The sequence below is a fragment of the Aquimarina sp. AU119 genome, from assembly GCF_900312735.1.
Taxonomy (GTDB): domain Bacteria; phylum Bacteroidota; class Bacteroidia; order Flavobacteriales; family Flavobacteriaceae; genus Aquimarina; species Aquimarina algiphila.
In genome coordinates this window covers 608,649-634,973 of sequence record NZ_OMPF01000014.1, presented here as the reverse complement: position 1 = coordinate 634,973, position 26,325 = coordinate 608,649, and the positions used below count along the sequence as shown (strand labels likewise).

Sequence of the window (26,325 nt, the reverse complement as noted above, 5' to 3'; positions counted from 1 at the left end):
GTATTTAAAATTATAAAAACGTTTATAAATAACTTGGTGTTATTACTTTTTGAGTAATGCTTCACCTTCAAATGAAATTCCTTCCCATCCTGTTTTTATAAAGTTCCTGATATTCTGATGATCATTGTTTGTTGGAGTGTTTAATACATCCTGATAATATTTTCCAAAACAAGACAATGTCTCTTCTTCATTAAGTTGATGCAGTTTTGCAAAAGAGAACACTTTACAAGAGCCAGAATTCTCACCTGCTTGATTTGTGATATTACCATTGACAAATAACGTTGGAGTAAAATCGTAGTGAGTGTCAATCACAGCAATGGTTTCTTCAAATTTGACTGTTTTAGGTTCTTGTTTTAGCTTTTCAACAAATGTTGTAATTGTCATTATTAAATTTATCTTTTATTACTATTTATTACCTTCTACGATGATTACAATCTCACCTTTTGGAGGTTTATTTTCAAAATGTTGAGTTACCTCCTTAGCTGTCCCTCGAATGGTTTCTTCGTATAATTTACTCAACTCTCTGGATACAGAAACCTGGCGATCTTCACCAAAATATGTCATAAAACTACTTAGTGTTTTTACTAACTTATGTGGTGATTCATAAAAAATCATAGTTCTGGTTTCTTCTGCCAAAAATTTTAACCGAGTTTGTCTTCCTTTTTTTACCGGTAAAAACCCTTCAAAAACAAATTTATCATTTGGCAGTCCACTATTCACCAATGCTGGAACAAAGGCTGTTGCACCCGGTAAACATTCTACTGCTATTCCATTTTCTACACAAGCTCTTGTCAATAAAAAACCGGGATCACTGATCGCTGGAGTTCCTGCATCGCTTATTAACGCAATAACATCGCCACTTTTTAACTTCTGGATAACTCGATCTATAGTTTTATGCTCATTATGCATATGATGGCTTTGCATAGGAGTTGAGATCTCAAAATGTTTTAATAATTTCCCACTGGTACGGGTATCTTCAGCAAGAATCAAGTCTACATCTTTTAGCACATTAATAGCTCTAAAAGTCATATCTTCCAGATTTCCGATAGGTGTGGGGACAAGGTATAGTTTAGACATATCGTATATTAAAAACCAAATAGCAGTGCTTTTGGTAAATACATTTCATTTAAAGGATTAATTATGGTCTTACCTTTTTACCAATAGTATAAGAAATAATAAGAATTATGATTGCGTATATAGATAGCCCTATACCGTGTCCGGCATAATGATGTGCTAAACTTGCCAATACCAAATCAAAGAAAAATCCTGCATATGCCCATTCTTTAATCCATTTTATCCTATTGGTAAGGATAGCTGCTATTCCTAATAATTTAGCTACTGCTAACGGAATTACAATATATGTTGGATAATTAAAACTTTCAAAGAAACCTTTTATCATTTCTGTTTTAAAAAAATACATCTGAGCAGAATACAACATAATAGCACATAAAGCCACTGTAGCAATCCAATATACAATTTTCATATGTTTATAATTTTATATTTAGTGATCAAATTTACCAAGAACAACATCCATAAATCGTTCTTCATATTCATCTTTTCCTTCCCAGTTATGATAATCTGGTTTTATCATATTTGCGATGAATTCTTCTGCCTCACTCTTATTTCTTAATGTACTAAGTTGAGACAAAACACGATTATAATCGGATGCACTCCCTTCAAAAAGATATTTAATAAAAGCTAATCTATCGTTTAATCCGATATGAATCTCTTTTCTAAGTTGATCATTAAGTGATTTAGGTTTATCATCATCTATTTTATCAAATGGATCAGAACCTATAGTAGATATGCTTTCTTCTCTGTCATTTTTTTCATAGGCGGATTGAGATGATGAAGCATCTGAAAAAGAACTATGTTCTTCTGTTGGAGTTGTTGCGGGAACAAAAAGATCTTCGGTAACCCGGGCATTAATCTCTTCAATTACCAGTTCTGGTTTATGCTCTAAAGCAGAAATATCCTCTTTCTTTTCCTGTTCTTGGTTCTCAACCTGCACAGGCGGTTGGTCTAATTCTGGTTTTTCTTCTATTGTTTCTGTTACTACAGGCTCTGGCTCTATAATTGCTTTTATTTTTTGTCGCACTTCTTTTAACGCTTCTGATTCATCAGTATCTAAAGCTGTCTTAATCTGGCCAATGGTAGGTTGTGGTCCTGCAAAATGAGTTTCAGAAAAATTAAGGATAGTCAACTTCTCATACAGTATCCTTGCCTCTTCCTGTAGCTGAGGTAAAGTAGTTTTATCTTTAAGTTGTAGTATTCTATGAGCAATACTTATAAGCTCCGCTTCCAATTTCTTCTTCATAACTTTCTTATTCGTTTGTGATACTGCTTTTTGTTTTTTAATAAATTTACCTCATCTTTAGAGTAATACCAAATAAAGATATAAATGGGTGACTATGCTTTCATCAATCATTTTAAAATTCATTTGGTTTTAAGGAGAAGGGATTTCTTTAATTGATGCTGAAAAATACAAAATGTTTCTCGAAAATACAGTAAATCATAAGGAGCAATTTGGGTGGATAGAGGTAATCTGTGGTTCTATGTTCTCAGGTAAAACTGAAGAATTGATTCGCAGGTTAAAACGCGCTCAATTTGCTAAACAAAATGTTGAAATTTTTAAACCCGCTATCGATATTCGGTATGACGATGAAATGGTTGTTTCTCATGATTCAAATGAAATTCGATCTACTCCAGTTCCCGCAGCTGCTAATATTAGAATCCTGGCAGATACCTGTGACGTAGTCGGAATTGATGAGGCTCAATTCTTTGATGACGAAATCGTTGCAGTATGTAATGATTTGGCTAATAAAGGAATTAGGGTTATTGTTGCAGGATTGGATATGGACTTTAAAGGAAATCCTTTTGGTCCAATGCCGGCACTAATGGCTACCGCAGAATATGTAACCAAAGTACATGCTGTCTGTACCAGAACAGGAAACCTAGCCCAATTCAGCTATAGAAAATCTACAAAAGACGATTTGGTTTTGTTGGGAGAAACCGATGAGTATGAACCTCTTAGTAGAGCAGCATATTACAAAGCAATGCTCAAAGAAAAAGTAAAACAAATGGATGTTACAGATCCTAAAGAAGTATCCAAAAAATCACATAAATCTAATGAGTAACGTAAAAGAAACGGTTCTGGAAATTAATCTGGCACACCTTACTCACAATTTTAACTATTTAAAAAGCAAGGTCAATCCTAATGTGAAGATGTTAGCTGTAGTAAAAGCTTCTGGTTATGGTAGTGATGCTGGAGCAATTGCTAAACATCTTGAAAAAGTAGGAGCAGATTACTTTGCAGTTGCTTATGTTGCAGAAGGAATAGCGCTTCGTGAATCTGGAATAACAACTCCAATTTTGGTACTGCACCCTCAACCAGTAAATTTTCAAAAATTAATAGAGAACCAGTTAGAACCCAGCCTTTACAGCTCTAGAGTACTTAAGACCTTTACAGCAGCAGCAAACTCATTAGGTAAAAAAGAATATCCTGTTCATATCAAATTTAATACTGGATTAAATAGAATTGGTTTCTCTGAAGATGATGTTGATCATATTCTTGAAACTATTAACAATACTACTGCGATTAAAGTAGTTGCTCTTCTTTCTCATCTGGCTGCCAGCGAAGATCTCTCAGAAAAGGAATTTACTTTAAAACAAATTAATTCTTTTAAAAAAATTACTACAGAAATGAATGATAGATTAGGGTATAAACCTATTCTTCATCAATCTAACACTTCTGGAATTCTTAACTACCCTGAAGCACATTTTGATATGGTCAGAGCCGGAATAGGGTTGTATGGTTATGGGAATGATGCAAAATATGACCCTGAATTAAAACCTGTGGCTAGTCTAAAATCTGTAATTTCGCAAATCCATAATTTAGAATCTGGAGAATCACTAGGGTATAATAGAGCATTTATAGCTACAAAACATACAAAAACTGCCACCATCCCCATTGGACATGCTGATGGCATCAGCAGACAATATGGTAATAAAAAAGGATTCGTTACCATTAACAATACCCAAGCCTATATTATTGGCAATGTCTGTATGGATATGATTATGGTAGATGTAACTGATATCGACTGCAGAGAAGGAGATGAAGTTATTATTTTTGATACTAAGTATAGCGCATCAAAAGTAGCTGAAAACTCGGGAACAATTTCCTATGAGTTACTTACCGCTATTTCCCCAAGAGTAAAACGTATTGTTATCGATGATAATTGATTTTCATCGAAAACCTTATAGGAATAACACTTGTAATCTTAATCGATCTCTTATTTTTTTGTTAAATTAGACATCTACTAACTATCTAAATCTAATTAAACATGGGGTTTTTAAAAGATTTTAAATCTTTCTTATTAAAAGGTGACATTATAAATCTAGCTACCGCGGTAATCGTAGGTGGAGCATTTGGGAAAATAGTAACTTCCTTTACTAATGATGTATTAATGCCTCCTATTGGTTTACTATTAGGCAAAGTGAACTTTACCGATCTTAAATTTCAACTTACAGAAGCTGCTGTAAATGAAGCTGGAGAGGCAATTGCTCCTGTAACCATAAATTATGGTTCTTTTGTACAAACAGTAATCGATTTTATCATTATTGGATTTTGTATTTTTATGGTATTAAAAGCTTACGAAAGAAGTCAGAAAAAAGAAGAAGAGGCAGCTCCTGCACCACCAGCGGGTCCAACACAAGAAGAGCTACTTGCAGAAATTAGAGATTTACTTAAAAAATAATTTCTAAAAGAACATGATTTTTCTATAGCTACCGCTATACTACATATTCTAACTAAACCACCCTTGATCGGGTGGTTCTTTTTTACAAAATGTTATATATTTAACAAATAATACAAATTTTAGTATTTTTATATATAAACACTTGTCATATTAGAAATATTACGCACATTTGCCAGAGTTTAAAAGAGTTTATACGATTTTTGCATAAGCAAAAGCCAAAAATCAATCGAATTATGAAAGTAGCCGTTGTAGGTGCTACCGGACTGGTAGGAACCGTAATGTTAAAAGTATTAGAGGAACGTAATTTCCCAGTAACAGAATTAATTCCTGTAGCATCAGAACGATCTATCGGAAAACAAATTTCTTATAAAGACAAAACATTTTCTGTAGTAGGTCTTACTACTGCTATCGAAATGAAACCTGATGTAGCATTATTCTCTGCAGGAGGAGACACCTCTCTAGAATGGGCACCAAAATTTGCAGAAGCTGGAATAACGGTTATTGATAACTCATCTGCCTGGAGAATGGATCCTACAAAAAAATTGGTAGTTCCAGAAATTAATGCCAAAACACTTACAAAAGAAGATAAGATTATTGCTAACCCTAATTGTTCGACCATACAGTTAGTTATGGCTTTGGGACCATTGCACAATAAATATAAAATAAAACGTGCCATTATTTCTACGTACCAATCTATCACAGGTACCGGAGTAAAAGCGGTACAGCAATTAGAAAACGAATATGCTGGTGAAAAAGGAGAAATGGCATATCCTTATCCTATTCACCGTAATGCGATTCCGCACTGTGATGTATTTCAGGAGAATGGATACACCAAAGAGGAAATGAAATTGGTTAATGAGACTCAGAAAATCCTTGATGATCGTACAATTGCAGTTACTGCAACTGCGATACGTATTCCTGTAGTAGGAGGACATAGTGAAAGTGTCAATCTAGAATTTGATAGTGACTTTAATGAAAACGATGTTAGAAAGGTTCTTAATGAAACCTCTGGGGTTACTGTACAAGATAATCCAGATACTAATACGTATCCGATGCCAATTTATGCAGAAGGTAAAAATGATGTTTTCGTAGGTAGAATTCGAAGAGATCACTCTAGAGAAAATGCGTTAAACATGTGGATTGTTGCAGATAATCTTCGCAAAGGTGCTGCTACCAACGCAGTTCAAATAGGAGAGCATCTTGTTGAACATAATCTTATAGGTTAATTAAGCATTATAATGATATAGTAAACCTCCTTGCTTTATTGAAGCAAGGAGGTTTTATTTTTAATTCATCCTAATAATTCTAATTACTCTTTTATTTTAGGAACAAATATATGATTCCCTAAAAACAACGCATTCAAAAACAATCGATTGGTTCCATACCATGACCCTCTAAAATTAGGGTTATCGGCAAACATAATTACACGTCCTCTTCCTAATTTGCTTACAATTAATGATGCAGAAGGTTTTAGATAGTTTTCATAGTTATCAGTAGAAATATATCCATCAATATGTGGATCATCGGTATATTTTGCTACCGTAGCATATGGGTTTTTACTAGGAGCAAGAAATACCTCATTATTTTTATATACAGGAACCGAAGAATCTCGATATCCAAAACCCAGAGGATGTGTAATATCCAAATCAACCTCAAAAATAGCACCTCCTAACTCTTCTCGCCCTATATTTTCTTGAGCATCAGCATATCGCAGCCTTTTTACTGCTTTAGTATTGGATGTATCTTTCTCTTTTTTGGTAAATTTCTCTTTTACCAGTTTTTTATCAATTACCCATTTTGATGCTCCGGCTATAGTTATCAAAGTATTTCCCTGGGAGACCCAGTCTTTTATTTTTTTCCGTTTAAGAGAATCCAATTGACTATACCTACCCGACACCATAACCAAAGTATTGTATTTTTTTAAGGGAACAGCTCCAAATCTATTCATTCTTAATTTGGTAATAGGCATATGCATTCTTGTATCTAATAAGTGCCAAACTTCGCCAGCCTCATAAGAATTTACTCCTTCTCCTACCAGTAATAGAGCTTTGGGAGTATTCAACTTTCTAAAATTTTGACTTCCTAAATCAATCCCTGACGTACTAAAACCTGAATTGGCAAAATATATAGGTACATCAAACTTAGCTTGCGCCTTTTTAATAATAGCATATACCTCATCACTCGTTTTCTTTTGTTTACTTACAGGTATCATGACACTACCATAATTAAAACTTCTATTTCCTTCTGAAGTTATACTACTAAAAGGTTTAAAAGCCGATGCAATCTTTAATCCTTTTGATTGCATAAAATATAAAGCCGCAGGAGCATTATAATCATCCCAATCCATAACATATGCATAATTAGACCTCGGGACCGTAGAAACATTTACCAATCCATTTGTTGAAGTGATTTCCTCACCAAAGTCACTAGATTTTGTAGCTTGATATTTTATATTATAAAAATTCACCAAACTCCAAGCCGAAGCATCATAAAATACACTATCCCGATACTTATTATATGTTTCGAAAACAGTTTGTACCATACGTTGTTGAGGCTGTTTTACAGGAACTACAAATCGATTTCCTTTTTTATACACCTTAATCTTATGAAGCAATAATTTATCAATAAACGCTTTATTTCTATTTTGATCATAAGCATCTCCAAACTCATAGGCTTCACTTCCTTTTTTTAAAGTATTCTCAACAGCAGATTTGAAAAAATCCTGTTGATATTTACGTAATCGTCCTTTATTTTCTACAGCTGCTTTAACCGTAGCAATGCTAGAGATATACTGATTTCTAATCGTAAAAGGAAACGATATGGTTCCGTAATCAGTATCTTGTAAATGCCCTCGAGAACTTGCCTGTTCAAACAATAATGCCAATCCTCCTTGTAAGTCAGGATAAGAAGAACCATACCCCGGATATGTTCCATCAAAGGCTTCTTTAGTAAAATAAAATGAGCCTATATTATCTAATGCTTTAGAAAAGTATGGAGCGAATAAATCGTTTAAACCTTCATAATTTTCCTTAGGCATAATAGGATCCTGAGAACCAATCGGTTTCATAGGTTCAAAGAAATAGTTGCTATTTGTTCCCATCTCGTGAAAATCAGTTACCACGTTAGGATACCACTCGTGGTACCATTTTAATTTTCCCCGACTTTCTGGATTAATTCCTAATAACCAATCTCGATTAAGATCAAACCAATAATGATTGGTGCGCCCACGAGGCCAAGCTTCGTTATGCTCAGCATCATATCCGTCACTCACCAAAGGGTTTCCTTTATACTGATTTGCCCATTGCGTATGTCGATCACGACCATCAGGATTAATGGTAGGATCAATAAATAATACAGCATTCTCTATATAGTTTTTAATTTCAGCACTATTGGAGGCCACAAGGGTATATGCCATTAGCATAGAAGCTTCAGAACCAGATGGTTCATTACCATGAACATTATATCCAAGCTGAACAAAAATGGGTACTTCATCATAATTCGTAGGTGATTCAGATGGTTTTGTAAATGCCAAATGTTGTTGTTTAAGCTCTGAAAGTTTATTAAGGTTTTCCGGCGAAGAAACCGTAAGAATTACTAGTTTTCTATTTTCATGGGTTTTTCCATAACTGGTAATAGTAGCTCTATCAGAAACTTCAGAAAGTTTAGTTAAATACGCTACGATTTGATCGTGACGTGTATGTTGTTCTCCGATAGCATACCCAAGAAATTCTTCTGGGGAAGGGATTTCTGGGTTAAAAGGTGCTTTGTCTTTAAAAAAATAGTCTTGTGCTTTGATAGAAGGAACACATAAAATACAAGCAAAAAAAGTAAGTCTTAAAAGATGTAATAGTTTCATTAGTTTTAAAATAATTAATAAGGTTAGCCCCATAAAAATTCTTGACATCGTTTCTCGATATAGAAACAAATCAACTTTATGTATTTATAGATACGAAAGGTATTTTTTTAACTCTGGTTTTCCTTGACATTTGTAAGGTTTTTAACATTTCTTCCTCTAATACAGCAATTTAATCCCAAAAAAACAGAACAAATGAATACATTAATTTTAGTGTTAAGAATAGTATTAGGAGCGATGCTTGTCGTTTTTGGAAGTAATAAATTTATTGGATTTATTCCCGGTTTTGAATTTGCTAATCCTGATGCTGGTATTTTCTTTGGTGCTCTCGCTGATAGCTATGTGCTTAAAACTGTAGGAATTATAGAAGTACTTGTTGGACTTTTGTTGCTTACAAAAAAGGCTGTACCATTTGCTTTAATTCTACTTGCACCAATTTCAGTAAATATTATTCTATTTCATGCTACTTTGGATCCTGCAAACATAGGACCAGGAGCATTTGTCTTTGTCGCTAACGCCTTCTTAATTTTTAAATCCTGGAGCACGTATAAAACTCTTTTCTAAAAGCAAAATTTTTCGTTTCTTACAGAAAATTCTGACTGCTCTTGTATAGTTATCCTACGTGTCGCTAAACCCCAAAGCAATGCGGAAGAAAACCCTTAGTTTCTTCACAGGTTGTACAGAGCAGTCTTTTTTATATTTTATTTAGCATTTATAGCATCTTCTTTTGATAGATTTGTGAATTATTATAACACAACACATCATGAAAAAAACACTCTTTGCATTATCTATCGTAGTTCTAATGATAGCATGTAAAAATGAAACTAAAGAAGAAACCACAAAAACTACCATTGCATTGAATTATCCTGAAACTAAAAAAGTGGATACCGTTGATACTTATTTTGGTACCGAAGTACAAGATCCTTACCGTTGGCTGGAAGATGATCGAAGTGAAGAGACCGAGAATTGGGTCGCTAATCAAAATAAAACCACTTTTGGGTATTTAGAAAATATTCCTTTTAGATCAGATTTGAAAAAACGTCTATCTGACCTATGGAATTATGAAAAAGTAGGCTCACCATTTAAAGAAGGTGAGTATACCTATTTTTACAAAAACGACGGCCTTCAAAATCAATATGTGATCTATCGTTTTAAGAATGAAGGTGATGAACCAGAAGTATTTCTAGACCCAAATACGTTTAGCAAAGATGGGACCACTTCTCTCGGAGGTGTAAATTTTTCTAAAAATGGAAAATTAGTAGCCTATTCTATTTCTGAAGGAGGAAGCGACTGGCGTAAAATAATAGTTAAAAATACTGAGACCAAAGAAGTTGTTGAAGATACTATTATCGATGTTAAGTTTTCTGGAATGTCATGGAAAGGAAATGAAGGATTCTATTATTCTAGTTATGATAAGCCAGAAGGAAGTGAACTTTCTGCCAAAACAGATCAGCATAAAGTATACTATCATAAATTAGGAACTACTCAAAAAGAAGATGCTTTAATTTTTGGAGGTACTCCAGAAGAAAAACACAGATATGTTGGAGCCAGTGTAACAGAAGATGATGCCTATCTTATCATTTCTGCAAGTGTATCTACATCAGGAAATAAACTATTCATTAAGGACCTAACAAAACCAGATAGTAAGTTAATCACCATTTTAGATCATACTGATAGTGACACTTACGTTATAGAAAATGTTGGATCTAAGCTCTATCTTGTTACAAACCTAAACGCTCCTAATCAAAAAATAGTAGCAGTAGATGCTGCCAATCCTACTCCAGAAAACTGGGTAGATTTTATTCCTGAAACCGAAAATGTACTTAGCCCCAATACAGGAGGTGGATATTTCTTCGCAGAATATATGGTAGATGCAGTATCTAAAGTATTACAATATGATTATGAAGGTAAATTAATCAGAGAAGTAAAATTGCCAGGGGTCGGAAGCGCTAATGGATTTGGCACGAAGAAAAAAGAAAAGGAATTATACTATTCTTTTACTAATTATAAAACACCAAGTAGTATCTATAAATATAACATTGCAGAGGGTACTTCAACATTATATCGAAAACCAAAAATAGATTTTAATCCAGATCATTACGAAAGTAAGCAAGTATTTTACACTTCCAAAGATGGTACAAAGGTACCTATGATTATTACCTATAAAAAAGGTATTGAACTTAATGGAAAAAATCCAACAATACTATATGGTTATGGAGGGTTTAATATAAGTCTAACACCTGCCTTTAGTATTGCAAATGCTGTATGGATGGAGCAAGGAGGAGTCTATGCTGTCCCGAATCTAAGAGGTGGTGGCGAATATGGCAAAAAATGGCATGTTGCAGGTACAAAACTACAAAAGCAAAATGTTTTTAATGATTTTATTGCAGCAGCAGAATATTTAATAGAAAACAACTATACCTCGAGTGACTACCTTGCAATTCGCGGAGGATCTAATGGAGGGTTATTAGTTGGTGCAACAATGACACAACGCCCTGATTTGATGAGAGTAGCTTTACCTGCGGTTGGTGTATTAGACATGCTACGTTATCATACCTTTACAGCAGGAGCAGGATGGGCATACGATTATGGTACAGCTGAGGATAATAAAGAGATGTTCGAATATATAAAAGGGTACTCTCCTATACATAATGTAAAAGAAGGGACACACTATCCTGCCACATTGGTCACAACAGGAGATCATGATGATCGTGTTGTACCTGCTCATTCTTTTAAGTTCGCAGCAGAACTTCAGGAAAAACAATCTGGCGATAATCCAACACTAATTAGAATTGAGACGAATGCTGGTCATGGTGCAGGAACACCTGTAAGTAAAACCATCGAGCAATACGCTGATATTTTTGGCTTTACTTTATACAATATGGGATATGAAGTGTTACCTGAAAAAATTAATAAAAAAGTAAAAGGATAAATTTTATCAAAATACAATTGTTTTTAATATTAAATCCTCAGAAGTAATTGACTGAGTCTTATTACAACAAATATTTTTTTATCTACCCACTTTTATAAACTAAAAGTGGGTTTTTTATTTGGTCAAGAGTCAATATATTTGAATATGCTTAAAGTCCAGAATATTTCCTTTGCTTATGACGAATTACCTGTCTTAAAAAATGTTAGTTTCACTATCAAAAAAGGGCAGCATATTGCTTTGATTGGAGCAAGTGGCTGTGGTAAAAGTACCTTATTAAAAATCATTTATGGACTTTTGGACGTCCAAGAAGGAGAATTATCCTGGAATGACAAAAAAATATTAGGGCCTCTTTTCAATTTAGTTCCGGGAGAAGAAAATATGAAATATCTCTCTCAAGGTTTTGAATTATCACCCTATCGAAGTGTTGCAGAAAATATTGGTCAATATCTTTCTAATTTTGAACCAGAACTCAAACAAGGTCGGGTAAATGAATTACTTGAAATTGTAGAGATGACTCATTTTGCTGACATTAAAGTTGAAAATTTAAGCGGAGGGCAAAAACAAAGAGTTGCTTTGGCAAAAGCTCTGGCAAAAAGACCAGAATTATTATTGCTTGATGAACCTTTTGGCAATATCGATAACTTTAGACGAAGTTCTTTACGAAGAAACCTTTTTAGATATCTAAAACGCAACAAAATTACCAGTATTACCGCGACTCATGATAAGACAGATATTCTATCTTTTGCAGATGAAACTATCGTGATTCATCAAGGTGAAATCTTGACTAAAGAAAATACGATCTCTTTATATAAAAACCCTTCTAACTATTACATCGCCTCTCTTTTTGGAGAAGTAAACCAAATACAAACCTCTTGGTTTACAAATTCAGAGAGTCAAGATATCATTCTCGTTTACCCACATCAACTATTAGTTGATACCAATGCTAAATTAAAAGCACGGGTAAAAAATTCGTATTTTAAAGGAAACCATTATCTGATTGAAGCAGTTTTGCGTGATACCATCATATTTTTTGAACATCATTCTGAACTTAAAGCAACAGAAATGATCGGTATTCGGCTTTCTGATGCACTATAACCCGAAGTAAATGGTTAAATTATCGTTTATCTTTTTTTAAGGCAAAGTATGCTTTATGTATTCCCTTTTATTGTTTTGTACTCCTAATGTACCCCTTACAAACCTTAAAACCTGCTTTTATAATATGACCTTTAAAGTTACTAACTTAAAGATATTATTATGAAACGTAAACTATGTATTCTAACATTTCTAATTGCTTGTCTTACGACACATCTTGCAATATCCCAATCAACTCAGCAAGAAAATAATTCAAAAATGCAATGGAATCCCCGACATCCTAGTTGGACAGACAGTTATGCTGCAAATGGCTTTTGCTGGTGTGATACTACTTTTGATCACAATCTAGATGATATTAATGTTGCTTCTGTTACTATTAACGGGGTTAAGAGAAACCTTCGTGCTGTATGTGACGAGCTAAAAAAACATCCTCAATACAGAGCTTATAGAAATGGCGATGCCCCATATAATGACATCCAATGTGGAAATGGTCCGGCAAATGATGCTCCAGACGAAGCAGGATGTCCAGGACGTACTGATTTAGGACCTAATGGATGTAACCAAAAAGGACCAAGATTTGACCTCAATTGGTTATCATCCAGACCAAGGTTTGGTGGTGGCGGAAACCCTCCAAATCCACCAACAGGAGGTAGTAATGTTACTTTTAATGGGCAGAGTATTAATAAATTTATAAGCTCTGAAGGAGGTTCTAGGTCAATGCGAGCAAATCGTAATTCTGCCGGTGCAGGTGAAAAATTTACTGTACAATCCTCTGGGAATGGTACCGTAAGTATAAAAGGTAACAATGGTAAATATGTAAGTTCTGAAAATGGAAACAAAGCTATGAACTGTAATCGTAATGCTGTAGGAGCTTGGGAAAAATTTACATTAGAATCGCTAGGAGGAGATCTATATGCAATAAAAGGTAATAACGGTAAATATGTAAGTCATGAGAATGGAAGAGATATGGGAATTTTCTGTAATCGAAATGCTATTGGTTCATGGGAAAAATTCATTATCAAAGGTCTTAATAACAAAACCAATAGCCTACAAATAGCTAGTGACACTAAGCAAAGTATCAGTCTATATCCCAACCCTGTAATTGCTGATAACCTAAGTCTACAAATAAATGTTCCAGCAGACGTTCATGGCTCCATAGAAATTATAAGTCTAAATGGGAAAAGCATCCAAAAAAAGGATTTAGGAATGCTAAAAAAAGGATCTACATCTATCTTACTCAACGAACTACGAAATTCTATTAATGTAAGAGGCTTGTATTTAGTTAATGTTAAATTAGGCGAAAACTCTACTGTAAAACAAATAATGATAGAATAAACGTATGTTATTATAATACAAAAAAGGGAAGTAACTTAAAAATTACTTCCCTTTTTTATTATTTAAATGTACTTAATTTCAATTCTTTTCCGTCAAAAACGGCATAAGTATAATGGATAATCCAATCTCCTAAATTGGTATATCTTGAGTTTTCTTCTAATTGTATTTCCATAGGAAGGTGTCTATGCCCAAATATAAAATGATCTCTATGTTTGTTCTCTAATTTTCTTTTACAATATTGCACTAGCCATTCATTATCCTCACCCAAAAAGGTAACATCTTCATCACCAGAAATCAATTTGTTTTTAACTGATAAATATTGTGCTAGTTTTACTCCCAAATCAGGATGCAACCATCTAAAGAACCATTTAGCCACAGGATTAGTAAATACTTTTTTCATGCGTTTATATCCCTTATCTCCAGGCCCTAAACCGTCACCATGCCCTATAAAAAAAGTTGTTTCATTAAATGTAAATTCCTGGGGTTTATGATACACCGGGATACTTAACTCCTCTTCAAAATATCCATTCATCCATAAGTCATGATTACCAACAAAATAATATACAGGTATTCCAGAATCTGTAATTTCTGCTAGTTTCCCTAATGTTCTGGTAAAACCTTTAGGAACCACTGTTTTATATTCGAACCAGAAATCGAATAGATCTCCTAATAAAAAAATAGCAGCAGCATCTTCTTTAACCTCGTCTAGCCATTTTACAAACTTTTGTTCTCTGGGAAAACTCTTTTCTGTTGTTGGAGCTCCCAAATGATTATCACTGGCAAAATATATTTTTTTCCCTTCTGGAAGGTTCATAATTTTAATTTAAAGGTAAAAATAAGAAAAGCATCACAAGACATATTATCTATTGATTGTCTGAGGCATACCATTCTGCATACGAAGTCTCTGTTTCCTGAAGCTTGAGAGAATGTAGTTTGATGTTTTCTGGTAATCGAGCCTTTATTTTTTTAGAAAAATCAATTACCATATTCTCACTGGTAGGCTGATAATCTACTAAAATAACATTGTGCCCCCTATCCTGAAGTTCTTTTGCTAATTCTACATGCGGAGTATTCTTATTAAACACTGTAGCATGATCAAAAACATCTTCTATATCCTCTTTTACGATTTTTTTTAGATCCCCAAAATCAATTACCATGCCTAGCTTAACATGTGATATATCAGAGATAGGTGTTCCAATTACGGTAACACTTAACTTATAACTATGTCCGTGAACATTTCTACATTTGCCATCATATCCATATAAGGCATGACCTGTTTCAAAAGAAAATTGTTTGGTGATACGAATTTTACTCATCACTTACTTTGTAATTTTTGGCAAAGTTACGGAAGATTACCTTCTCTTTCTCTTATTTATAAAGTAAACCACTACTAATATGATTCCCAAAATAAGAAACAATCCATTCCCTCCTAAAAAATTTAATATCTCCATTATTTATTTTTTGAATTTTTCTAATGCTTTCTTTGTGAATTCAGATAGTACAAGTTCACCTGAGATTTCTGCACGCTTTATTAACAATTCACTCCAATGGTCTGTTCCCTTCCATAACGTTTCTTTCATTTGCTGTATTGCTTTGGGATTATACTTTGCAAGTCTCTCTGCAAATATCTGTACTTCTTTATCCAATTCTGCTACGGTTTCAAAAACTCTGGAATATAATCCTTTTTCCTTAGCCCAATATGCATTTTTCCATTGTGAAGCATCCCATGCAAGTGCTTCAAAAGCTGCAAGTCCAATTTTTCTTGATACTGCAGGCTCTATTACAAATGGACCAATCCCAATAGTTAGTTCACTTAATTTAATCGATGCAGATTCTGAGGCCAAACAATAATCACAAGCAGCGGCTAATCCTACTCCTCCTCCAACGGTTTTTCCTTGTATTCTACCAATGATAGGTTTTTTGCATGTTCGCATAGCATTAATTACATTCGCAAAGCCAGAAAAGAATTTTTTTCCTTCCTTAAGATTATCAATAGTAATTAATTCGTCAAACGAGGCCCCTGCACAAAAAGCTCGGTCTCCTTCTGATTTAAGAATAATCACATGAGCCGATTCATCATTAGATAATTCATCAAAAGCCTTTTCTAATCTTACTAATAATTCTGACGGAAAAGAGTTACTGGCAGGGTGACCAAATTCTATTGTTGCAACAGTATTTTCGATATGTGTATAGAGACTTCCTCTGGATTCTGGTATCATTTTTGTTACTACTTTTCTATAAAAATAGATAATATTTTATTACAGATACGTAATCAATCGCAACTATCTGTAATAGAATTCGTCTTTTACTTTAAAATGGGGATCTTACTAAAAACTGATGATGATGGAACAATTTTTTGAAAAAAACAGATTACGAATTGGAATTTTTTTAATTCTTATATATGCTCCTTTACTATTGTATATGCTTCTTTTTAATTTCTATTAGAAGCAATTAAAGGCAGGAACTTATTTCTGAATTTTATGACGAGTGCTACCCCTCTAAAAAGAGCCCATACAGTAAATGCAATCCAAATTCCGTACAATTTTAAATCAAAATAGTCACATAGATAGAGGGTAGGAATAAACCCTAAAAATGTTGCTCCCAGTAACACATTTCTTAAATACCCCATCTCACCCAGGCCTTTAAAAACTCCGTCAAATACGAAAGCCAAACCATTAATCGGCTGTACGATTAAAACAATAAAAAAGACACTATAAAATGTATCCAGTACAATAACCTCGCTAGTAAATACTTCTCCTATTTTATAATAAAATATAAATCCAAATATTGCTAAAATTAGACTAACGCCAATCCCATAAGAACTTACACGTTTTCCTAATTTCCATAACGAATTATAATCTTTTGCTCCTAATAATTTTCCACTTAAAATATTACCTGCACCACCATATCCATCAATAAAAAAGGCTGTAAACATCCATATATTCATCGCTATCGTATATGCAGCTATATACTCATCTCCATAATCGGTAGCATGAGATGTTGCAAAATACAATGCTGTGTTTAAGGCTATTGAACGTACAAAAAGATTAAGACTCATGGTTACCAATCTACCTAATTCTTTATTTAGCGGAAAACGTAGCCTAAGACTAACATCTGTTTTAACTAGTAATAATACAAAAACTATAACGGCCATTATAAATTGAGAAACTAAACTTGCCCAAGCAGCACCACTAATTCCCATTGGAGTAATAAAATCATCAATTCCATATACCAAAATAAAGTCTAAAACAATATTTGCTACTGCGCCAATAACAGCTACAATCATTGGCCAAAATGTATTTTGCAGGCCTCTAAAAATACCAAAAACGGCAAACGTAAATAATGTTAGTGGAAATCCCCAGACCCTAATATCATAGTATACCACGCAATACTCCAAAATCAATCCTGAGGCATTATATAATTTAAAAATTTCTTCAACAAAAAACACAGTAGACACTAATACCAAAATACTTAAAGACACATTAAAGAAAATAGCTTGTGCCGGTAGTGTTTTTACCTCTTCTATTTTACCTGCTCCTAAATATTGTGAAATAATAGCAGATATAGCACTTCGGGTTTGTCCCAAGATCCATATTAGTGCTGACAAAAAAGACCCCACAATACCAACTGCCGCCAGAGATTCTGTTCCATATTCGGGGATATTTCCTACTATCGCTGTATCTGTTATGGATAAGAGAGGTTCTGCAATACCAGCAATAATAGCCGGGACAGCTAAGCGATTAATATTTTTAAAACCGATTACTTTACTCATATAATGAGCTCATAACAATGAAACGGATACGTACTTTGTTTTGGAAAGTATATATCTCCCAAACGCTTATAGCCTCTAGTTTCATAAAACTTCTGATTTCTTTTATTTTGGCTAAATGTATCTAACCGCAAAGATTGATAGTCATAGTCTCTTGCATATCCTTCTGCAAAATCCATCAATTGTTGTGCATATCCTTGTCCCCAAAATTGTGGATGGATTGCCAAGCGATGAACATATAGATTATTCTTGCTTTCGGTTAACCACTTAACAGGAACATACTCTTCATCAATCAACTCGGTGAGTACAATAATCCCTTTAATATCTTTTTCTTCTAAAACATATAACTCATGGAGCTCTATATCTTTTTTAAAACGCTCTAGAGTAGGGTACTCCTCGTTCCATTGATAGATACCATTTGCTATCATCTCTTTAGCACATGCTTGGGATAGCTGATAAATAATATCCAGATCAGAAAGAAATGCTTTACGAATCATCAGTCAAAAGTACTAACTTTATATTTCAGTTAGCACCTTTCGATTCTATTCAAATAAACATTTAAATAAACTTTAAGAAATAGATTTATTTTATCTTTTTAAAATGCTCTCTAAATCCTTAGAATATTCAGTTTTTATTTTTTATCAAAAAACCTACTTGGTAAAAGCACTAAAGTCGTAATTTTATAGGCTAAATCACAAATCAAAATAGTATATGAAGAATATATTAGTTCCTCTAGGCTTATCTGAACATTCTGTAAGTATCGCAAGGTTACAATATGCTATTGATTTTGCAAAGGAACTTAATGCGACAGTATATGTTGTAGAGGTTTTTAAGGAACTACCAAGATCAGGCAGTTTGCCTTCTGTAAATAAAGCATTAAAAGAAATTAAGGCATCTACGATTGAAGAAGAAATTGCAAAAATTGATAAAAAAGGTGTTGATATTATTGCATTGCCGTTAGAAGAAGAAATTCTAGAAGCTATCCCAAAGTTTAATTTACAACACGCTATTGATTTAATTATTCTGGGGGCTGAAATAAGTGATATTAAGGTTCCTTATTTTCTGGGTGAAATTACAGGAAGTTTAGTAAAAAAGACTGAAATACCTGTACTTATCATTCCTGAAATGTATACTTTTCAACCGATTAACAATGTCCTTATGGCCATTAAATCAGGTATCATAAACAAGAACAATGCCTTGATTCCTATAAAAGAAGTATTAAATACGTTCAATGCTAAAATGAAATTACTTCAAGTAAAAACTGCCGGATTTTTACCTGAAGATTCTGAGTTTCATAATGATTTAGGTGAAATTGTTTCATCGTATAAATCTTCAGAAAATGCAACATTGTTTCAAGGGGTTCTGGAACATCTTAATGAAAATTATCCCGACCTCCTTTGTGTTTTCAGACGCAAAAGAGGCTTCTTTTCTAAGCTTTGGGAAGAAAATACGGTGCTAAAGAAAGATTTTGATAGTAGAATCCCTCTGCTGGTGTTGCGAGGTGCTGACTAAAACAATTGGGGATGTAGCTCAGCTGGCTAGAGCGCTTGACTGGCAGTCAAGAGGTCGTGGGTTCGAGTCCCATCTTCTCCACTTTAATAATCGTTTATTAGATAGTTATAAAAATAACTCTTCTTTTTGGGCTCTATACGTCTATAGAGAGGTTTGAAAATGATGATTAAATCAACAAAAAAGAATGATTTGTGCATAAGAACAAAACAACTTTATAGTGACACATATATTAAAACTACTTTGTATATGTAAGCTGTATACACTAACCCGTTAATTCAAAGCAATTTGAAATTAGCCATAAAATGGTTGAAACATCTTGAAAATAGTATAATTTTTATAATGTCCATCAATATTTATCCAGAGAATCTTATATCTATATACTTTCCCACATTTTATCAGCATTAAGCCGGAAACTTCCTAAATGTTCAAAACTACATTCCTCTGGGGCGATAATAGACAAAAAGGATTCTTCTTTATGGTTTTTATATAAATGATATACTTCTCCTACCACAGGTTCAAAATTAAACTTAGCTCCATAAACCAAATTATTGTATTCAAATTTGGCAATTAACTCATCATACTGTGCTTTTAGCTCATCATATTGTGCTTTAACCTGCTTATTAACTTTATAAATATTTGCATTTTTCCAGGCAACTGTATCTGTAGTTGTAATTACAGGAGCTCCTGTATCAGTAGCATAAGGTTTTAGGGCTGCGTCATAACGTTCTTCTTCTTCGTTATACACTACATGATCAGGTTTTTTCTTTTTCATATGTGTTTATGTAATATTTATTTTTAAAATAATCAATTTTTCTTTAGTAATAAAGATCATTTCAAATTGATTAATTCAATCTCTTAACGTTTCGAGATTTTATTATGTGTTATTTGCCGTTGTCTTGTACATTTAAATCTTCCTTCTTCAAAAATACGCTTCTTTACATGTTTTGTCTTTCTTCCTTGTACTCGTTTTCGCCACATTTTAAAACTCGAAAGCTTCATCTCTCTTCGCATCAAATCAATAACATCTTGTTCTTTTAAATTAAACTGCATCAAAATAGCTTCGAATGGGGTTCTGTCCTCCCATGCCATTTCAATAATTCGGTCAATATCTCTAACGGATAAATTTTTCTTCATATTAATCAAGTTTATTTCTATCAGGTCGTGTATGTTTTTTTAGAATACGCTGACTTTCTTTTTTTACCAGAGCATCATCTTTCATACTCCAAAGTGTATCGCTTGCTTTTTTACGAGTGCTATGAATATCTACAATGGGCAGAGGATAATCCTCTCCAATTGTAATATCGTTAAACTTTTGATCCAATACTGTCATTTTATAAGGTTCATGGATAAACTCTACAGGAACGTTTTGTAGTTCTGATACCCATTTTTTGATAAATATACCCTCTGGGTCATGCTCTTTGCTATTTTTGATAGGGTTATAGATTCTAAGTATATTAATTCCTGTCTCCCCTGCTTGCATTTGCAATTGTGGAAAATGAATTCCGGGTTCAAAATCCAAAAACATGCTCGATAAATGTGCACTTGCTGCCTGCCATGGTTGCCAAAGATTATGAGTAAAAAAAGACACTACCATAGCACGCATTCTAAAATTAATGTATCCTGTCTCCTTCAAGCAGCGCATACATGCATCTATAATTGGATATCCTGTTTTTCCTTCCTTCCATGCGATTTGATATGATTTTGAAAGGTTCTTTTTAAGTCTTCGGTATCCTTTATTAATACTTTCGAACTCCATAACGTCTTCCATTTCAAATTTTTGAACAAAATGAACTTGCCAATGTAATCTTGATGCAAAAGCATCAACTTGTTTTTTATGATCTGATATTTGCCTAAATTGCATTGCATATTGCCATACTTGCCGAATAGAAAGATTACCCCACGCCAGATAGGGGGATAATCGACTACAGCTTTTACGTGCAAGTTCTGGTTTGGAAATATCAAAACTGTAATTTTTATATCTTCCATTATAAAAGAAAGACTGTAAATATTTCATAGCATTTGAAGTCCCTCCTTTTTGAAAACTTTTATTTTTTGGAGTATCTAGATTTTCCAGAACAAAAACTTTTTCAATTTCATGAAGTGTTTCAAGCGGAATAAAATTTGTGTTATCTAAGTGTAACTCAAATTGTGATTGTTGCATATACTGTTCACAGTCCTCTTGCCATGTTTTTCTATTTTTTAATCCCCGAAAAATTCCATTATTTCCATTTTCTATCCAGGTAATTAGATTGTTTTTACAAAAAGTTCTAAAATTTTTATCCCTGTCGTATGTTATTTTAATTCCTGTCTCCTGATGTGAAAAAACAGTGTCAACCTTCCAGAACTGCTGTAATGTTCCAAAAGTTTTAAGTATTTCTGATGATACCGTTAACACTTTAGTCTTAAAAGGCAAAAGTTGTTTGTTGAGATCCTGTAAAGATTGTTTAATAAAGTTCCAATGCCGCTCACTATAATGATTATCTTCTTTAAGCGAATTTTCAAAAACATAAAGCAATAAAATAGGTTTATCCGCCAAAATAGCATTATTAATAGCTTCATTATCCTGTAATCTAAGATCTCGTTTAAACCAAACGACATTGATATGTTCTTGTTTATTAATATTCATTGGGTGCGTTAATAATATGGTTAGCTCTTTTTTTAAGTGCCTCAAGCTTTTTTTTATCCATTTTATGCAATAAATTAAGCATCATACTCATCCTCTGATTATTCTTAAAATACTCTTGTTTATCATCTAAGAAATTCCAATATAAAGCATTAAACGGGCATGCATCATCTTCTGTTTTTTTGGCAACTTTATAATGACATCCTTTACAATAATTACTCATCTTATTAATATAACTACCACTAGATACATAAGGTTTGGTCGCGACAATTCCTCCGTCAGCAAACTGACTCATTCCTCTCGTATTGGTGATCTCTACCCATTCGATAGCATCGATATATATTCCCAGATACCATTGATCAACTTCATCTGGATGTGTTTGTGTAAGTAATGCATAATTACCTGTAATCATAAGTCTTTGAATATGATGCGCATATGCATGATCTAGACTCTGTTGTATCGCATGATGAAGGCAATTCATTTTGGTTTTTCCTGTCCAGTAAAAATCAGGGAGTGAGTTTTGATTTTCTAAGACATTTATATTTTGATATTCTGGCATTTTCATCCAGTATATTCCTCTCATATATTCTCTCCAACCCAAAATCTGACGAACAAAACCTTCTACTTGAGAAATCTGAATATCCTCTTGATGTGCTCTCCAATATTGAATTACGGTTTCTATTACTTCCAAAGGATGTAGCATTTTGCTATTCATCGCAAAAGATAATCTACTATGGAAAAGGTATTTCTCATCAGAATGCATTGCATCTTGATAATCTCCAAAATGAATCAATAAGTGTTCACAAAAATAGGTTAAGATCGATAAACTTTCTTGTCGTGATGTGGGCCAATTAAAGTGTCTTACATCAATATTCCCTATAGTTTTAACCTCACATTTTTTGATATAATCAACTATCCCGTTAATATCATTTTTTATGGTTTCTTCTATTGGAATAGGAGGATCACCTTTCCATTTTTTGCGATTACTTTGGTCAAAATTCCATTTACCTCCTTCTGGGTCTTTTTTTGTGATCATCATAATGTCATATTGCTTTCGCATATTGCGATAGAAATACTCCATGGTATATTGTTTTTTCCCCTTAAAAAATATGGCAAGATCTGTTCTAGTTGTCAAAAAGTGCTCAGTATCAAATGCCTCAAATTCTATGGATAATGTGCTACAAAACTCTGCTAATTGTTTATCTAATCGATATTCATCTGGTAACTGATATTCAAATTTGGTAATGTTTTTTTCTTTGATGATCTTTTTTAGATTTAGTATTAAGTCTTGTTGATTTTCAGGATCATCTAATTTATAATATGTGATTTGATACTTTTGATTTTGCAACCAATCCGCAAAATTCTGCATACTTTTAAAAAAAGCTACTATTTTTTGTATATGATGCTTTGTATAATCAGTTTCTTGACGCATTTCTGCCATAAAATAACAAACATCCTCAGTTCCATCAGTATACCACGAGTGTTTTTGATTAAGTTGATCACCAAGTAATAGTCTTAATATCATATATTAAAATAAAGTAGTTTGAAGCCATTGGTTTTGATAATTTTGTTGACCATCGTATCGTTCTGCCTGTGTTTTTATATTAAATTTTCTATCTCTCGGATCATTTCCAACACCTGAGACATATAACCAATTTCCATAATTACTATGTACATCGTAGTCTATCAAAAGAGACTCAAAATATGATGCTCCAATTCTCCAATCCAATTCTTGTTCTTTTGAAAAAAAAGATGCCACATTTTGTCTACCTCGGTTACTCATCCATCCTGTATTCTTAAGTTCTATCATATTAGCATTTACAAAAGGTTCTAGAGTTTTTCCATGGATCCAGTTATCGATAGATTCTTTATTATTTTTCCATTGATAATCTTTGTAAAGAATGCCTCCCATCTTAAATATGTTGTTACCATGTTTTAGAGAGGTATATTTAAAAAAGTCTCGCCAAATTAATTCGAAAATCAACCAATAGGTAGAATCATTTTTGGTAATTTGTTTTTCATATTTTTTAACTTCGTGATATATTATTCTAGGAGAAATACTTCCATTTGCTAACCAGGCTGAAAGTTTGGAGCTATACTCTTTTCCTAATAGTCCATTACGGGTCTTCTTGTAACGAGAGAGTTGTTGGGTCTTCCAAAAATACTCATCAACACGATCTAACGCCTGATCTTCTCCTCCCTTAAAAGGAAATGCCGTTCTGGAATCTATTTCAAAATTCTCAAATCCTAAATCTGAAAGAGAAGGAATATTAGTCTCATTTTTGACTTTATTGTTCATAGATAACGGAGACACCGTAGTTGTGGATCTAACCGAAGTGTATCTCTCACATTTCTTCCTAAAATCTGTGAATACCTGGGGAACGCTATTTGTAGTAAAAGGTATATCTTCTGGATGAAAAAGAAACTGATCATAGGTTTCTACCCATTCTAAATCATAACGTTGTGTGCTTTTTTTTACTGTATTGAGGATCTTAGATTCTTCGTAGGTCCATTCTTTCTGAAGATAGATTTTTTTTATATTCTGTCCTTCTAAAAATTGAGGAATAACATCTTCTGGATACTGACGATATACAAACAAAGAAATATTAAGTTTTTTTAAATTTTCTTTTAAAACGGCTATCGTTTCTAATAAGAAAAGAGCTCTATACTTTTCTGTTTTTTTAAATCCATAAGTTCCTAATTCGAAATGCCTTGGATCAAAAAAAAATATTGCAATTACATTTTCGTTATCAGTCACAGCTTTAAGTAAAGAACTATTATCATTAATTCTTAAATCATTTCTAAACCAAACTAAACCTGTACTGCTCATCTACTTATTTTTATTTCTTCGACATCGTTCACTACAATATTGAACATCATCCCAAACACGTTCCCATTTTTTCCTCCAACTAAATGACAACTTACATACTTTACAAATTTTTGTTGGAAGTTGTGTTTTTTTCATTTTCTAAAATTGTTTAACAAATTTACAAAATACTTAAACAAAAATATGTTAATTCATTATAGTTTAACAATAAGTGTTTTTTAAAAATACATGAACCCCTCTAAATACGAGGTATCTAATTGATGTACAGAAGATTATTAAAACTTAGGATTTATCTCAACTAATTATAGCGATTCAATAGATATAAAAAGAAATATTAAAATATTGTTAGCTCAGCTTATGTTTTATACTACTTTTAATTTCTTTTTCTCCTAATATGAAGTTTACCATATCCTTGGCCCAGGTTTGATAAGTAAGCTTGGAGGGATGAACTCCATCACTAAAAAATTCTGAAGGTTTTGCTTTTATATTTAGCCTTTTGGTCCAATTATTCAAAGTTATTTTTCGGGAATAATAGTATACATTTTCCTGATCATTGACTATGTCGTCTAACTCATCACCCAATATTTCAACTAAGTTTCCAATTGTTGCTTTTATGAGAGGTGTAAATGCAGGAAATTCCTTTATAGGAGGCATATTTGCAAAAATAATTATTGCATTTTTAAATTTTAATCGTAATTGATAAATTAATTCTTGTATTTGACTCCTCCATTTTTTTGGACTATTTAGAGTAAATGCATCATTTCCTCCAAGTCCAATGACTATAATATCTGTGTCAATTTCATTAATTTTGGGAATAATTCGTTCTGTTACTTTTTCTGCAGTATACCCACTTTTTGCATATACTTTCCAGTGGATATTGGATTCTAATTTTAATGCAAGTTCATTTGCAAACGAACCCGTAAAACCTTCTTGATGGGTTTTAACACCAACTCCAGCGATTGTACTTTCTCCAATGGCAAGTACCCGAAGTCTTTTTTCAGAGGTCCCAAAACTTATACCTTGATTTCCTTTAGCCTCTGGTAGGGTGGGTACTTTTGATCTTATTGATTTACCTTGAATATACATCAATGGTAAAAGGGGAATGATTAGTATTGATCCAAGAAAATACCTTATGTTCATTCCCTATATTATATATTTTCCTTTAGAAACTATTTTCTCTGAAGTTCTTCTATTTTCTTGAGAATTTCTTCGGTCTCTGTATATTTTTTATCACTTTCTGCATAATTTAATGCCAGATAATTCATATCATTGACTCATTAACTTCTCATATTTCTTTTGCAAAACTTCTACTTCAGATTATTTTTAAATAATCTAAACATATATCAATATTTAAATTGTCTCAGGAGGAAGTCCTTTTAATCTTTTTTCTATTTTTTGTTTTTTAGCGGTAAGTCGCTTCATAATATCCATAAGTTCAGGATCTTTAGTTTCTTTATAGACCTGATTAATACTTAAAATAAGAGCTTTAGCCTCTCTAGAAGCTTCAACTCTATCACTTGTAGTCATATTACTCATCGTTCTACTTTCAAACTCCAAAGCTTTTTCGATTAGTTCCATTCTTTTATCTTATATTTTTAAAATCGGTAATATACAATTCGCCATCG

The 26,325-nt window shown here is 33.0% G+C and carries 27 protein-coding genes and 1 tRNA gene; 10 read left to right on the top strand and 18 right to left on the bottom strand.

Annotated elements, in window-relative coordinates:
- Window positions 1-42: 42 nt before the first annotated feature.
- The 4 genes from DK442_RS13530 to DK442_RS13515 all read right to left on the bottom strand — a co-directional run bounded on the left by DK442_RS13530 (window position 43) and on the right by DK442_RS13515 (window position 2,317).
- Window positions 43-384: a HopJ type III effector protein gene (locus tag DK442_RS13530; RefSeq protein WP_109436400.1), complete on the bottom strand. Its 342-nt coding sequence runs from the start codon at window positions 382-384 to the stop codon at window positions 43-45.
- A 21-nt stretch (window positions 385-405) separates the two neighbouring features.
- Window positions 406-1,077: a 16S rRNA (cytidine(1402)-2'-O)-methyltransferase gene (gene rsmI / locus DK442_RS13525; RefSeq protein WP_109436399.1), complete on the bottom strand. Its 672-nt coding sequence runs from the start codon at window positions 1,075-1,077 to the stop codon at window positions 406-408.
- A 61-nt stretch (window positions 1,078-1,138) separates the two neighbouring features.
- On the bottom strand, window positions 1,139-1,483 hold the full coding sequence (locus DK442_RS13520; RefSeq protein WP_109436398.1) for a DoxX family protein: 345 nt from the start codon (window positions 1,481-1,483) through the stop codon (window positions 1,139-1,141).
- Window positions 1,484-1,501: 18 nt separating this feature from the next.
- Window positions 1,502-2,317, bottom strand: coding sequence for a hypothetical protein (locus tag DK442_RS13515; protein WP_109436397.1), 816 nt, complete (start codon window positions 2,315-2,317; stop codon window positions 1,502-1,504).
- A gap of 172 nt (window positions 2,318-2,489) precedes the next feature.
- Between DK442_RS13515 and DK442_RS13510 the strand changes: the two genes are divergently transcribed.
- The 4 genes from DK442_RS13510 (at window position 2,490) to DK442_RS13495 (ending at window position 5,983) form a co-directional block, all read left to right on the top strand.
- Window positions 2,490-3,137 (top strand): thymidine kinase, encoded by a 648-nt coding sequence (locus DK442_RS13510; protein ID WP_109436396.1) that lies wholly within the window; start codon window positions 2,490-2,492, stop codon window positions 3,135-3,137.
- The gene (alr, locus tag DK442_RS13505) at window positions 3,130-4,242 is read left to right on the top strand and encodes an alanine racemase (protein WP_109436395.1); all 1,113 of its coding nucleotides are present in this window, start codon (window positions 3,130-3,132) and stop codon (window positions 4,240-4,242) included. The genes DK442_RS13510 and alr overlap by 8 nt, the downstream gene beginning before the upstream one ends.
- A gap of 101 nt (window positions 4,243-4,343) precedes the next feature.
- Window positions 4,344-4,757 (top strand): large-conductance mechanosensitive channel protein MscL, encoded by a 414-nt coding sequence (gene mscL / locus DK442_RS13500; protein WP_109436394.1) that lies wholly within the window; start codon window positions 4,344-4,346, stop codon window positions 4,755-4,757.
- A gap of 233 nt (window positions 4,758-4,990) precedes the next feature.
- Entirely contained in the window at window positions 4,991-5,983 is a 993-nt protein-coding gene (locus DK442_RS13495; protein ID WP_109436393.1) for an aspartate-semialdehyde dehydrogenase, read from the top strand.
- Window positions 5,984-6,066: 83 nt separating this feature from the next.
- On the opposite strand, the gene DK442_RS13490 is transcribed toward DK442_RS13495, so the two are convergent.
- A complete protein-coding gene (locus DK442_RS13490) occupies window positions 6,067-8,613 on the bottom strand; it encodes a M14 family zinc carboxypeptidase (RefSeq protein ID WP_109436469.1) in 2,547 nt (848 codons plus the stop codon).
- Between the two features lie 192 nt (window positions 8,614-8,805).
- Between DK442_RS13490 and DK442_RS13485 the strand changes: the two genes are divergently transcribed.
- From DK442_RS13485 to DK442_RS13470, 4 genes are all read left to right on the top strand, one after another.
- Window positions 8,806-9,174, top strand: a complete 369-nt coding sequence (locus DK442_RS13485; protein WP_109436468.1) for a DoxX family membrane protein — start codon at window positions 8,806-8,808, stop codon at window positions 9,172-9,174.
- A gap of 199 nt (window positions 9,175-9,373) precedes the next feature.
- Complete coding sequence (locus DK442_RS13480; protein WP_109436392.1) at window positions 9,374-11,542, top strand: prolyl oligopeptidase family protein; 2,169 nt, start codon at window positions 9,374-9,376, stop codon at window positions 11,540-11,542.
- Window positions 11,543-11,686: 144 nt separating this feature from the next.
- A complete protein-coding gene (locus tag DK442_RS13475; RefSeq protein ID WP_109436391.1) occupies window positions 11,687-12,637 on the top strand; it encodes an ABC transporter ATP-binding protein in 951 nt (316 codons plus the stop codon).
- 159 nt (window positions 12,638-12,796) lie between these two features.
- Complete coding sequence (locus DK442_RS13470; RefSeq protein WP_109436390.1) at window positions 12,797-13,969, top strand: T9SS type A sorting domain-containing protein; 1,173 nt, start codon at window positions 12,797-12,799, stop codon at window positions 13,967-13,969.
- A gap of 58 nt (window positions 13,970-14,027) precedes the next feature.
- Here the strand turns inward: DK442_RS13470 and DK442_RS13465 are convergent, their stop codons facing one another.
- The 5 genes from DK442_RS13465 to DK442_RS13445 all read right to left on the bottom strand — a co-directional run bounded on the left by DK442_RS13465 (window position 14,028) and on the right by DK442_RS13445 (window position 18,235).
- Window positions 14,028-14,783, bottom strand: coding sequence for a UDP-2,3-diacylglucosamine diphosphatase (locus DK442_RS13465; RefSeq protein WP_109436389.1), 756 nt, complete (start codon window positions 14,781-14,783; stop codon window positions 14,028-14,030).
- Window positions 14,784-14,832: 49 nt separating this feature from the next.
- Window positions 14,833-15,285, bottom strand: coding sequence for a 6-carboxytetrahydropterin synthase (locus DK442_RS13460; protein WP_109436388.1), 453 nt, complete (start codon window positions 15,283-15,285; stop codon window positions 14,833-14,835).
- A gap of 138 nt (window positions 15,286-15,423) precedes the next feature.
- Complete coding sequence (locus tag DK442_RS13455) at window positions 15,424-16,188, bottom strand: enoyl-CoA hydratase/isomerase family protein (RefSeq protein ID WP_109436387.1); 765 nt, start codon at window positions 16,186-16,188, stop codon at window positions 15,424-15,426.
- Between the two features lie 212 nt (window positions 16,189-16,400).
- A complete protein-coding gene (locus tag DK442_RS13450; protein ID WP_109436386.1) occupies window positions 16,401-17,741 on the bottom strand; it encodes an MATE family efflux transporter in 1,341 nt (446 codons plus the stop codon).
- The gene (locus tag DK442_RS13445) at window positions 17,738-18,235 is read right to left on the bottom strand and encodes a GNAT family N-acetyltransferase (protein ID WP_109436385.1); all 498 of its coding nucleotides are present in this window, start codon (window positions 18,233-18,235) and stop codon (window positions 17,738-17,740) included. Before DK442_RS13445 ends, DK442_RS13450 begins: the two co-directional genes overlap by 4 nt.
- Before the next feature lie 214 nt (window positions 18,236-18,449).
- On the opposite strand from DK442_RS13445, the gene DK442_RS13440 reads away from it, so the two are divergent.
- Together DK442_RS13440 and DK442_RS13435 are read left to right on the top strand one after the other, a co-directional pair.
- Window positions 18,450-19,250 carry a universal stress protein gene (locus DK442_RS13440; protein ID WP_109436384.1) on the top strand — a complete coding sequence of 267 codons (801 nt, stop codon included), beginning with the start codon at window positions 18,450-18,452 and terminating at the stop codon, window positions 19,248-19,250.
- A 7-nt stretch (window positions 19,251-19,257) separates the two neighbouring features.
- Window positions 19,258-19,331 (top strand) — tRNA-Ala (locus tag DK442_RS13435).
- Window positions 19,332-19,623: 292 nt separating this feature from the next.
- Here DK442_RS13435 and DK442_RS13430 read toward each other — a convergent pair.
- The 8 genes from DK442_RS13430 to DK442_RS13395 form a co-directional block, all read right to left on the bottom strand.
- The gene (locus tag DK442_RS13430; RefSeq protein WP_109436383.1) at window positions 19,624-20,022 is read right to left on the bottom strand and encodes a DUF2452 domain-containing protein; all 399 of its coding nucleotides are present in this window, start codon (window positions 20,020-20,022) and stop codon (window positions 19,624-19,626) included.
- An 83-nt stretch (window positions 20,023-20,105) separates the two neighbouring features.
- Window positions 20,106-20,384, bottom strand: a complete 279-nt coding sequence (locus tag DK442_RS13425) for a TIGR03643 family protein (RefSeq protein ID WP_109436382.1) — start codon at window positions 20,382-20,384, stop codon at window positions 20,106-20,108.
- A 1-nt stretch (window position 20,385) separates the two neighbouring features.
- Entirely contained in the window at window positions 20,386-21,876 is a 1,491-nt protein-coding gene (locus tag DK442_RS13420) for a cryptochrome/deoxyribodipyrimidine photo-lyase family protein (protein WP_109436381.1), read from the bottom strand.
- Window positions 21,866-23,398 carry a cryptochrome/photolyase family protein gene (locus DK442_RS13415; protein ID WP_109436380.1) on the bottom strand — a complete coding sequence of 511 codons (1,533 nt, stop codon included), beginning with the start codon at window positions 23,396-23,398 and terminating at the stop codon, window positions 21,866-21,868. Before DK442_RS13415 ends, DK442_RS13420 begins: the two co-directional genes overlap by 11 nt.
- A 3-nt stretch (window positions 23,399-23,401) precedes the next feature.
- The gene (locus DK442_RS13410) at window positions 23,402-24,703 is read right to left on the bottom strand and encodes a DASH family cryptochrome (RefSeq protein WP_109436379.1); all 1,302 of its coding nucleotides are present in this window, start codon (window positions 24,701-24,703) and stop codon (window positions 23,402-23,404) included.
- A complete protein-coding gene (locus DK442_RS13405; RefSeq protein WP_109436378.1) occupies window positions 24,704-24,838 on the bottom strand; it encodes a DUF2256 domain-containing protein in 135 nt (44 codons plus the stop codon). It abuts the gene before it with no gap.
- Window positions 24,839-25,045: 207 nt separating this feature from the next.
- Entirely contained in the window at window positions 25,046-25,840 is a 795-nt protein-coding gene (locus DK442_RS13400) for an SGNH/GDSL hydrolase family protein (RefSeq protein WP_109436377.1), read from the bottom strand.
- 210 nt (window positions 25,841-26,050) lie between these two features.
- A complete protein-coding gene (locus DK442_RS13395; RefSeq protein ID WP_109436376.1) occupies window positions 26,051-26,278 on the bottom strand; it encodes a hypothetical protein in 228 nt (75 codons plus the stop codon).
- Window positions 26,279-26,325: the final 47 nt, after the last annotated feature.

Coding starts and splice junctions, on each gene's coding strand:
- DK442_RS13530 (WP_109436400.1), bottom strand. CDS start 384: ATGACAATTACAACATTTGTTGAAAAGCTAAAACAAGAACCTAAAACA.
- rsmI (WP_109436399.1), bottom strand. CDS start 1,077: ATGTCTAAACTATACCTTGTCCCCACACCTATCGGAAATCTGGAAGAT.
- DK442_RS13520 (WP_109436398.1), bottom strand. CDS start 1,483: ATGAAAATTGTATATTGGATTGCTACAGTGGCTTTATGTGCTATTATG.
- DK442_RS13515 (WP_109436397.1), bottom strand. CDS start 2,317: ATGAAGAAGAAATTGGAAGCGGAGCTTATAAGTATTGCTCATAGAATA.
- DK442_RS13510 (WP_109436396.1), top strand. CDS start 2,490: ATGTTTCTCGAAAATACAGTAAATCATAAGGAGCAATTTGGGTGGATA.
- alr (WP_109436395.1), top strand. CDS start 3,130: ATGAGTAACGTAAAAGAAACGGTTCTGGAAATTAATCTGGCACACCTT.
- mscL (WP_109436394.1), top strand. CDS start 4,344: ATGGGGTTTTTAAAAGATTTTAAATCTTTCTTATTAAAAGGTGACATT.
- DK442_RS13495 (WP_109436393.1), top strand. CDS start 4,991: ATGAAAGTAGCCGTTGTAGGTGCTACCGGACTGGTAGGAACCGTAATG.
- DK442_RS13490 (WP_109436469.1), bottom strand. CDS start 8,613: ATGAAACTATTACATCTTTTAAGACTTACTTTTTTTGCTTGTATTTTA.
- DK442_RS13485 (WP_109436468.1), top strand. CDS start 8,806: ATGAATACATTAATTTTAGTGTTAAGAATAGTATTAGGAGCGATGCTT.
- DK442_RS13480 (WP_109436392.1), top strand. CDS start 9,374: ATGAAAAAAACACTCTTTGCATTATCTATCGTAGTTCTAATGATAGCA.
- DK442_RS13475 (WP_109436391.1), top strand. CDS start 11,687: ATGCTTAAAGTCCAGAATATTTCCTTTGCTTATGACGAATTACCTGTC.
- DK442_RS13470 (WP_109436390.1), top strand. CDS start 12,797: ATGAAACGTAAACTATGTATTCTAACATTTCTAATTGCTTGTCTTACG.
- DK442_RS13465 (WP_109436389.1), bottom strand. CDS start 14,783: ATGAACCTTCCAGAAGGGAAAAAAATATATTTTGCCAGTGATAATCAT.
- DK442_RS13460 (WP_109436388.1), bottom strand. CDS start 15,285: ATGAGTAAAATTCGTATCACCAAACAATTTTCTTTTGAAACAGGTCAT.
- DK442_RS13455 (WP_109436387.1), bottom strand. CDS start 16,188: ATGATACCAGAATCCAGAGGAAGTCTCTATACACATATCGAAAATACT.
- DK442_RS13450 (WP_109436386.1), bottom strand. CDS start 17,741: ATGAGTAAAGTAATCGGTTTTAAAAATATTAATCGCTTAGCTGTCCCG.
- DK442_RS13445 (WP_109436385.1), bottom strand. CDS start 18,235: ATGATTCGTAAAGCATTTCTTTCTGATCTGGATATTATTTATCAGCTA.
- DK442_RS13440 (WP_109436384.1), top strand. CDS start 18,450: ATGAAGAATATATTAGTTCCTCTAGGCTTATCTGAACATTCTGTAAGT.
- DK442_RS13430 (WP_109436383.1), bottom strand. CDS start 20,022: ATGAAAAAGAAAAAACCTGATCATGTAGTGTATAACGAAGAAGAAGAA.
- DK442_RS13425 (WP_109436382.1), bottom strand. CDS start 20,384: ATGAAGAAAAATTTATCCGTTAGAGATATTGACCGAATTATTGAAATG.
- DK442_RS13420 (WP_109436381.1), bottom strand. CDS start 21,876: ATGAATATTAATAAACAAGAACATATCAATGTCGTTTGGTTTAAACGA.
- DK442_RS13415 (WP_109436380.1), bottom strand. CDS start 23,398: ATGATATTAAGACTATTACTTGGTGATCAACTTAATCAAAAACACTCG.
- DK442_RS13410 (WP_109436379.1), bottom strand. CDS start 24,703: ATGAGCAGTACAGGTTTAGTTTGGTTTAGAAATGATTTAAGAATTAAT.
- DK442_RS13405 (WP_109436378.1), bottom strand. CDS start 24,838: ATGAAAAAAACACAACTTCCAACAAAAATTTGTAAAGTATGTAAGTTG.
- DK442_RS13400 (WP_109436377.1), bottom strand. CDS start 25,840: ATGAACATAAGGTATTTTCTTGGATCAATACTAATCATTCCCCTTTTA.
- DK442_RS13395 (WP_109436376.1), bottom strand. CDS start 26,278: ATGGAACTAATCGAAAAAGCTTTGGAGTTTGAAAGTAGAACGATGAGT.